At 67.2% G+C, this 7,080-nt stretch carries 9 protein-coding genes and 1 tRNA gene; 5 read left to right on the forward strand and 5 right to left on the reverse strand.

The window, feature by feature from the left end:
- The first annotated feature begins 168 nt into the window (after window positions 1-168).
- The gene (locus tag ACK5KK_RS14595; protein ID WP_416890809.1) at window positions 169-543 is read left to right on the forward strand and encodes a hypothetical protein; all 375 of its coding nucleotides are present in this window, start codon (window positions 169-171) and stop codon (window positions 541-543) included.
- Between the two features lie 273 nt (window positions 544-816).
- Here the strand turns inward: ACK5KK_RS14595 and ACK5KK_RS14600 are convergent, their stop codons facing one another.
- Window positions 817-1,527, reverse strand: a complete 711-nt coding sequence (locus tag ACK5KK_RS14600) for a hypothetical protein (protein WP_416890810.1) — start codon at window positions 1,525-1,527, stop codon at window positions 817-819.
- 108 nt (window positions 1,528-1,635) lie between these two features.
- Between ACK5KK_RS14600 and ACK5KK_RS14605 the strand changes: the two genes are divergently transcribed.
- The 4 genes from ACK5KK_RS14605 (at window position 1,636) to ACK5KK_RS14620 (ending at window position 4,381) form a co-directional block, all read left to right on the forward strand.
- A complete protein-coding gene (locus tag ACK5KK_RS14605) occupies window positions 1,636-1,848 on the forward strand; it encodes a hypothetical protein (protein ID WP_416890811.1) in 213 nt (70 codons plus the stop codon).
- Between the two features lie 453 nt (window positions 1,849-2,301).
- Entirely contained in the window at window positions 2,302-3,135 is an 834-nt protein-coding gene (locus ACK5KK_RS14610; protein WP_416890812.1) for a tyrosine-type recombinase/integrase, read from the forward strand.
- A 196-nt stretch (window positions 3,136-3,331) separates the two neighbouring features.
- Window positions 3,332-3,829 carry a helix-turn-helix domain-containing protein gene (locus ACK5KK_RS14615; protein WP_416890813.1) on the forward strand — a complete coding sequence of 166 codons (498 nt, stop codon included), beginning with the start codon at window positions 3,332-3,334 and terminating at the stop codon, window positions 3,827-3,829.
- A 3-nt stretch (window positions 3,830-3,832) separates the two neighbouring features.
- On the forward strand, window positions 3,833-4,381 hold the full coding sequence (locus tag ACK5KK_RS14620; RefSeq protein ID WP_416890814.1) for a PIN domain-containing protein: 549 nt from the start codon (window positions 3,833-3,835) through the stop codon (window positions 4,379-4,381).
- A 54-nt stretch (window positions 4,382-4,435) separates the two neighbouring features.
- On the opposite strand, the gene ACK5KK_RS14625 is transcribed toward ACK5KK_RS14620, so the two are convergent.
- The 4 genes from ACK5KK_RS14625 to ACK5KK_RS14640 all read right to left on the reverse strand — a co-directional run bounded on the left by ACK5KK_RS14625 (window position 4,436) and on the right by ACK5KK_RS14640 (window position 7,032).
- Window positions 4,436-4,876 (reverse strand): hypothetical protein, encoded by a 441-nt coding sequence (locus tag ACK5KK_RS14625; RefSeq protein WP_416890815.1) that lies wholly within the window; start codon window positions 4,874-4,876, stop codon window positions 4,436-4,438.
- A gap of 286 nt (window positions 4,877-5,162) precedes the next feature.
- Entirely contained in the window at window positions 5,163-5,588 is a 426-nt protein-coding gene (locus ACK5KK_RS14630) for a hypothetical protein (RefSeq protein ID WP_416890816.1), read from the reverse strand.
- Window positions 5,589-5,922: 334 nt separating this feature from the next.
- Window positions 5,923-6,003, reverse strand: a tRNA-OTHER gene (locus ACK5KK_RS14635).
- 249 nt (window positions 6,004-6,252) lie between these two features.
- Complete coding sequence (locus ACK5KK_RS14640; RefSeq protein WP_416890817.1) at window positions 6,253-7,032, reverse strand: hypothetical protein; 780 nt, start codon at window positions 7,030-7,032, stop codon at window positions 6,253-6,255.
- Window positions 7,033-7,080: the final 48 nt, after the last annotated feature.

Here is a 7,080-nt window from a genome sequence, read left to right on the forward strand (position 1 = left end):
GTGGCGCGACCCGCGCCCATGCCTTATCCGTCAGCTCTCCACGACCTACCACCACAACTGGTTAACACACCCAGACCAGGTGTAACCCGCGACCCGCCGAACTTGCAGGACACGCTCTAGGCTTCTTGCTGCTCAGGAGCTGCTCCACCCAAGGGATAGGTGTGATAAGTGGCCGTCACAGAGACACCAGCCCCGCGGGACGCGAAGGCCGGAACACGCCCGCCGGTGTGGATCGCAGGCACAGCGATCGCGCTGGTGATTGCCGTGATCGCGCTCGTCGCCGTCTGGGGAATCGCGCTGCCGGTCACCCCGCCCGGCGGCGTGTGCGCAGCGATCCTCCCACCCTCGGCGGGCTGCGCCGGCGACGCACGCCTCCTGCCCGCGACCGTGTGGAGCCTTCTGATCGCCGGGGCCGTCTTCGCCACGCTACTTCTCGGACGGCGCCGCTGGTGGGGCGCTCTCGCTGGAATCGCGCTCACCGCAATCATCGGCTTCGCGGGCTACCTTGCGACCTCCCACATCCGGCTTTTCCTGTTCGCGTAGCTGGGCTCGCCGCAGCGATCCCTACGCGCGGCACGCCTCCCGTTGCCGGGCGTCGCGTCATGAGAGATTGCCCTAAACCGCTCCCTGCCTCCTGCGAGATCGGGCCGGAGGCCGCAATGCCCGAGCAGCGCGAGTGGCTTGCGGCGGCCGGGACGATCCCGCACGCTGGGATGACGGATCAGGCGAGGCCGATCCCGTGCTGACTCACTTCGGCCCGACTTGATTACACGCATAGTCTCGAACCGTATGCGGCCGCTACCCGCGAGGCGATGGCTACCCGGCTCGACCCTGGCGTCCGGGTGGGAGCAGCCCACGGGCGCGGGAGCGGGTGACCCAGCCCTGCGCGGTGGAGAGCGCGACGCCGCTGATGTTGGCCATCGTCGCGGAGGGGTTCGGGTCGCCCTTGGCGGCGAGCCGGCCGTGCTGGAGGGCGACCAGTTCGTAGAAGTCCGGGGTTTTCTTCGGGTCGCCGAGCGGCTTGAGCAGGTCGCGCTCGGACACCTTGCGCCCGGACGGGAGGACGATCTTGCCGCCGGTGATCGTCTCGGTGCGCGTCATGGCGAACAGCCGCTTGTTGATCGCCGCCTCGATCCTCGCGGTCGGCAACTCCCGTAGGAGTTGGCTGGTGATCGGGTCACCCGGTCGCCACGGCAGGTAGATGACGCCGGTGATCCGCACCTCCTCCGGGACGGCGAAGGTCTGGCGCTGGAGCCGGATGAGCACGCGGGTCGCCGTGGCGGTGTGCTCGATGTGGCGCCAGCGGCCATCGATCGTCTCGTTCGCCTCCGAGTCGAGCTGCGCCCGCCGCTGCTCCTCGGTCACCGCCGGGTCGTTGTAGCCGAGGATCGCGTCGATCTGCTCGCTCGCGTCGTCGTCCCGCTCGCCGGGAAACCGGGACGGCAGATACCAGCCGTCGGGCAGATCGGCCGAGATGATCAGGCCGTCGTAGGACTGATCGCCGGGGCGTCGCGGTGATGCGGGCATGGCACGAGTCTAGCGAACCTGGGAGTTATCTCAGGTAGTTGCGGTTATCTGCGTTGCGGTATAGTCTCAAATATCCGCAACTATCTGATATGCGGGAAGGAGGCCAGGATGGGCGAGGACGCTGAGGGCGTCGTGCAGACCGGGCCGGCGCCGCTGTTCTACTCCGAGGAGGAGACGGCCGCGCTGCTGAGCATCCACCGCACGACCCTGCGCGCCCTCGCCGTGTCCGGCCAAGCCCCGGTGGAGCCAATTCGGCTCACCCAGCACAAGCGCGTCTACCGGCGCATCGACGTGGAGCGCCTGGCGGGGGTGGTCAAGTGAGCATCGAGGCCCGCAAGACCAAGACGGGCAAGACCCGCTACCTCGCGCGCGTCCGCTCCGGCACCCAGCTCGTCGCATCCCGCACTTTCGACCGCAAGAGCGACGCAGAGGCGTGGGAGCGTGAGCAGAAGCACCTGCTGGACACCGGCCGTCCCCTGCCACCCAAGCGCAAGTTCACGATGCAGGAACTGGTCGAGAGGTTCCTCGCGGCGCGTGAAGGCGGGAACCCGCACACGGTGGACACCGACCGGAACAACCTCGCCGCGCTCCCCGCCCCGTTGCTGAAGCGGTCGCTCGCCACCGTGCAGGCCGGAGACATCCGCGAGCACCTGCTCGCCGAGTTGCGCGGCGGGAAGGCACCGGCGACGGTCGCGCGCCAAGACGACGCTGAGCGCCCTGTTCACCTACGCCGACGAGCAGGGCTTCCTGCACCAGCCGCACCCGGTGCGGACCATGAAGAAGATTCCCGAGCTGAGCAGCGTCGCCCAGCGCGCAGTGAGCCCGAACGAGATTCCCTCCCCGCGGCGCGTCGCCGGAGTGCTCGCCGCCTTACGGCAGCGGCGCAGCGACATCGCAGACGTGTTCGAGTTCATGTCGCTGACCGGAGTGCGCTGGGGCGAGCTGCGCGCGATCCGCGTGAACTGGCTCTCCGAAGTCCCCCTCGCGCAGCTCAACGTCGAGCGTTCCCACTCCGACCGCTACGAGGAGAAGGCTCCGAAGTCCTGGCGCGGCACCCGTCCGGTGCCGCTGTCGCCGCGAGCGCTGGCGATCTTCCGCGCCCACGCCGCGGGCAAGCAGCCCGACGACTACCTGTTCACCAACCAGCAGGGCGGACAGCTCTCGGTCGGCGTGGTCCGCGAGTTCCCACTCGGCTTCCGCCGCCACGCGCTACGCCACGACGCCGCGTCCACCTGGCTGCGCCTCGGCACGCCCATCCACGAGGTCGCGGAGTACCTGGGCGACGAAACACGCACCGTCCTCGCCGTCTATGCGCACGTCCTCGGCGAAGGGCAACGCCGTGACCATGTGTGGCGTCTCGCCGCCGCCGAGGAGTTCGGCCGAGAGTCGGGACACTCGGCGCGGCCCGAGCCTCGAACGCTGACCCGCGAGCCCTCCGGCGAGCCGAAAGAAAACTACTCTGACCAGGGATTTTCGGCGGAGACGGAGGGATTTGAACCCTCGGTCCCCGTGAGGGGACTCCACCTTAGCAGGGTCAAACGAACCGAACGCCGGACCGCTCTCGCACGGCCCACCCTGCCTCGGAATCACGCGGATTACTCATCCTGATCAGGCTGTTTCTGCCGGTGACCTCGGCGCGCGCCACGCACTCCACACACTCGGCGCTCCTGACCTCACACAACCCTCGGCATGCTCGGGGTCACCTGGGGGTCACCCAGCGCGCAGCCCTTCCGGCCCGCAGATCCCTTGCGAGACAGCATCCGAATTGCGAATATTGCAGTTACCCTGGAGCCGGAGGATTCTCATGCCACGCACAATGAACGGCCCTGGCCGGACGTACCTGCCCGGAGCCGATAGCCCGCAGCAGCTTGAGGACATCCTCGCCGAACTCGAGCGCGAGTTCCGCGCTGGCCAGTCCATGCGGCTGGTCTCGGCGGCAGGGCAGGAGATTGAGCTCCCCGGGGATCTCTTCGATGTTCTCCGCCGGGTCGCGGAGTTCCTCGCCGCTGGGCAGGGGGTGACGGTGGTCCCCACTGATACTCAGCTCACCACCCAGGAAGCCGCCGATTTCATCGGGGTGTCCCGCCCGACGCTGGTGAAGTATCTCGACAGCGGTGCGCTCAGCTATGACACGGTCGGCCGGCACCGACGCGTCATGCTCGCCGACCTCGTCAGCTTCCAGGAACGCATCCGCGCCGAGCGGCAGGCGGCGCTTCGCCAACTCGCCCGCCACAATCAGCAGTCGGGAATGCTCGACCTCGTCCACGAGCCCGACACCGACGCCGACGCCGACGAGAGCTGACCTGTGCGGTTTCCCGTCTTCCTGGATACCTCGGCGGTATTCGGCGGCGCACTGAACGACCTGCTCCTCACACTCGCCGAGCGAGGCATGTTCCGACCGCTGTGGTCCGCGGGCGTGTTCGAAGAGCTGCAGCGCACCCTCGTCCGTCGTGGCATCACACCGGATGCGGCCGACCGCAGGATCTCGATGATGCGGTCCGCGTTCCCCGACGCGGAGGTCACCGGGTACGACGAGCTCATCCCGGCGATGACCTGCGATGAGGGAGACCGGCACATCCTCGCAGCGGCCGTCCGCGCGAACGTGGAACTGCTCGTCACGTTCAACCTGCGCCACTTCCCCGACGACGCTCTCGAACCCTACGACATCGAGGCACGCCACCCCGACGACTTCCTGCTCGATCAACTCGAACTCCGTGAAGACGTCGTCCTCACGGTGCTGCGTACGGTGCTGTCCTCCTATGAGAACCCGCCAATGACCGTCGACGAATACCTGGAGCTGCTCGCTCGGGCAGGCGTACCCCGCTTCGCGGAACGCGCCCGCCGCTACCTCTGAACTCCCGCGGTCAGCGGGGGTCAGCCGCACCCAGGCAGCGGGGGCACCCGCTCGTCACCGCGGGCGCGCGTGCGTGCCGGAGCCGATGGTCATTCGTGCCCGGGCGCGCCGATTGCCGAGCACGATCCCCAGGATGCCGAGAAACGCGATACCCGCGGCGGGCCCGTACAGCGCGAGCGCTGATCCGAGGACGGCCACGGCGGTGCCGAGGGGCGCGGATCCGAACAGCTGCAGTCCGATGCTCACCGTGAGGATCGTCCACACCAGCACCCACGCCGGCGCCCATCGCAACGGCGCGGGAACGACCCGGGCGCGAGCGATCTGCACGACCGACACGACCGCGAGCGCGAAGACGACGCCGTAGTAGAGCATCGACACCAGCGCCGAGATGTCCTCGACGGTGTTGGGGTTGGTCACCTCGCCCGGGACGAAGCCGGCCCAGAACGCCCGCGTCAGCGGCGCGACCGCCAGCAGGATCATCGCTGCGGTACCCACGGCACGACGATCCGTCACACTCCCCTCGTGACGGAGGCCCACAGCGAACAGGACCACTCCCGCCGCGAACAGCCCAGTCCCCGGCGGGATGGATGACCGACAGCGGCCCGCGCGCCGCGACACCCACCAGCGCGGACAGCACCAGCAGCACACCGGCCGTGACCCAAGTGCGCTGCCGCGCACCGTCAGCCGGGGACGCGGCATCCGGATCGGTCACGTCCTCACGATACCGTCGGCCCGAGACGGCTGTTGGCCCACCTCAGCCGACCGGGACGAAATCGTACCGTCAGCCCACCGACTCGATGGTCCACCACACGACGTCGACCACACAGAACCCCTCGTCGGTCTCTCGGTAGAACACGTCGCCGGGGTACGTATCACCAGGCACCGCACCAATGGGGAGGTTTTCGAGGTTGATGCTCCACTGCGGATCCAGGGGCACCTGCTCGCCCCAGTACTCCGCGACGAAACGCTCCGGCTCACCCGCCGACAGCCCCACCCAATCTGTCGACTCGCCGAGATCGGCGGCCGAGTCGTCGCAGATGATGTCGGATGGCTCCCCCGCGGCGAGGTCACCGATGAACTCCTCGGTGGCCTGAATCACCCGGGCGCCATCCGGCCCCCAGATCAACGCGTCGATCGAGCATCCCGTCAACGCTGCAGTCAGCACGACAAGCGCCGCCCCACCCGCCACCGCACGCAAGATCCGCATTATCGGAACCTATCGGACCGGTCGGCTGATCTCCGATCCCACGGCTCCCCCGTTGAGCCGCTCGGTGAGCACGACCTGAAAAGTGGCACCCCGGGATAACACATCCCCAGCGAAGAGGCCACCCGACGTCGCGGGGACACCCAGGGGCCACCCAGCGCGAAAGCCGCAGGAAAACCCCAGATCAGAAGCCGGCGAGCCACCCCTCCTCGCCCCTGCAGGTGGTGTTCAACGGGGGTCACCTGGGGGGTCACTTGGCGCAATCGGAATGCGATTCGAGCCACATTCCCGCTATGCCACAAACGCGAAAATCCCCGGCTGACCAGGGATTCTTTTGCGGAGACGGAGGGATTTGAACCCTCGGTCCCCTTGCGAGGACTCCACCTTAGCAGGGTGAAATGAGCCAAGACTGGACCCCGCGAGCCAATGCTGCTTTCGATGCTCAGTCGACCGCAAGATTCCGCGGAATTATGGGCTGATCTGGAGGTTTTCGAAGCGCTGAGCGTCGCTCATGACACACACTATGCACGGGAGCCTCGCCGTCATCGGCAATCACGGGATGCTCGGGGACCCCTGGGGGACCCCGCCGCTACCCGGATTCACCCCTCGCTGATCGCCCGCCGGCGCCCCGATGCGGACGCGTCAACCGCGCTGACGGAAACACCTGTCAACGATAATCGCGTCGATCGAGGGAGGCCTCGTAGCAGTCACGGTCGAGGTTGGTGTTCCAGATCCGGCGAGGCGCCGTCGGGCGCAGGTTTCCGTAGGTGCGGGCGCCTTCCTCCTCCCATCGGGAGTTGAACCACGCCACAGTCTCGATGCCGGCATATCGTGACGGCTCCGCGCCGTGGAAGTCGTGAAGCTCATCCAGTACAGGAACCAAATCGGTGTCGCGGGAAGCGAGTATGACGAGGTCGATGTCCGATCTGGCTGCCTCACGCACGCACGCGAGAGCGACGAGCACGTCGATCCCCTTCTCTTCCGGACGTCCCGTCGGGATCTTCTGCCCGTTGATGTCGAGCACCGGTTTTCCTGCTGAGTACTGGAATCGGTACTTCAGATCGCGCAGCTCGACGATCGCGCCGGCATCACGCCATTCGGTGGCCTGCTCGAGGCAACGCCGATTCTGCTCCCAGTCGTGGTTGACATGAGGGAGCCCCCGATACACGAGAACACGACTGCACTCCGCGAGCGGGAAGCCCTCACGCTGCCGCTCGTTGCGCTCGACGATCGCGCGTTTGGCGAACTGCACCGGGTGAATCAGTGACTCATGCTTCTCGCCTTTCGGGTTGAAGACGTCTTTCGCCGTGAGATGAACGTTCTGATAGTCGATCACGACGGACGCACGCAGCACGATGGCTTCCCCGGGGTAGAAAAATCCCCGCCAATCCGGAGACGGCGGGGAGCAATGGATCAAGTATAGGTCGGCCACCTCGACGACTGTCAACTCGATCGGTTTCGGCGTGCACCGGGCACGGCGCCGTCAGCCACGTTC

It is taken from the genome of Microbacterium sp., from assembly GCF_047972865.1.
Lineage (GTDB): Bacteria > Actinomycetota > Actinomycetes > Actinomycetales > Microbacteriaceae > Microbacterium.

Bases quoted from the DNA above. Each gene is read 5' to 3' on its own strand.
- ACK5KK_RS14600 (WP_416890810.1), bottom strand. From the start codon at position 1,527: ATGCCCGCATCACCGCGACGCCCCGGCGATCAGTCCTACGACGGCCTG.
- ACK5KK_RS14605 (WP_416890811.1), top strand. From the start codon at position 1,636: ATGGGCGAGGACGCTGAGGGCGTCGTGCAGACCGGGCCGGCGCCGCTG.
- ACK5KK_RS14610 (WP_416890812.1), top strand. From the start codon at position 2,302: ATGAAGAAGATTCCCGAGCTGAGCAGCGTCGCCCAGCGCGCAGTGAGC.
- ACK5KK_RS14615 (WP_416890813.1), top strand. From the start codon at position 3,332: ATGCCACGCACAATGAACGGCCCTGGCCGGACGTACCTGCCCGGAGCC.
- ACK5KK_RS14630 (WP_416890816.1), bottom strand. From the start codon at position 5,588: ATGCGGATCTTGCGTGCGGTGGCGGGTGGGGCGGCGCTTGTCGTGCTG.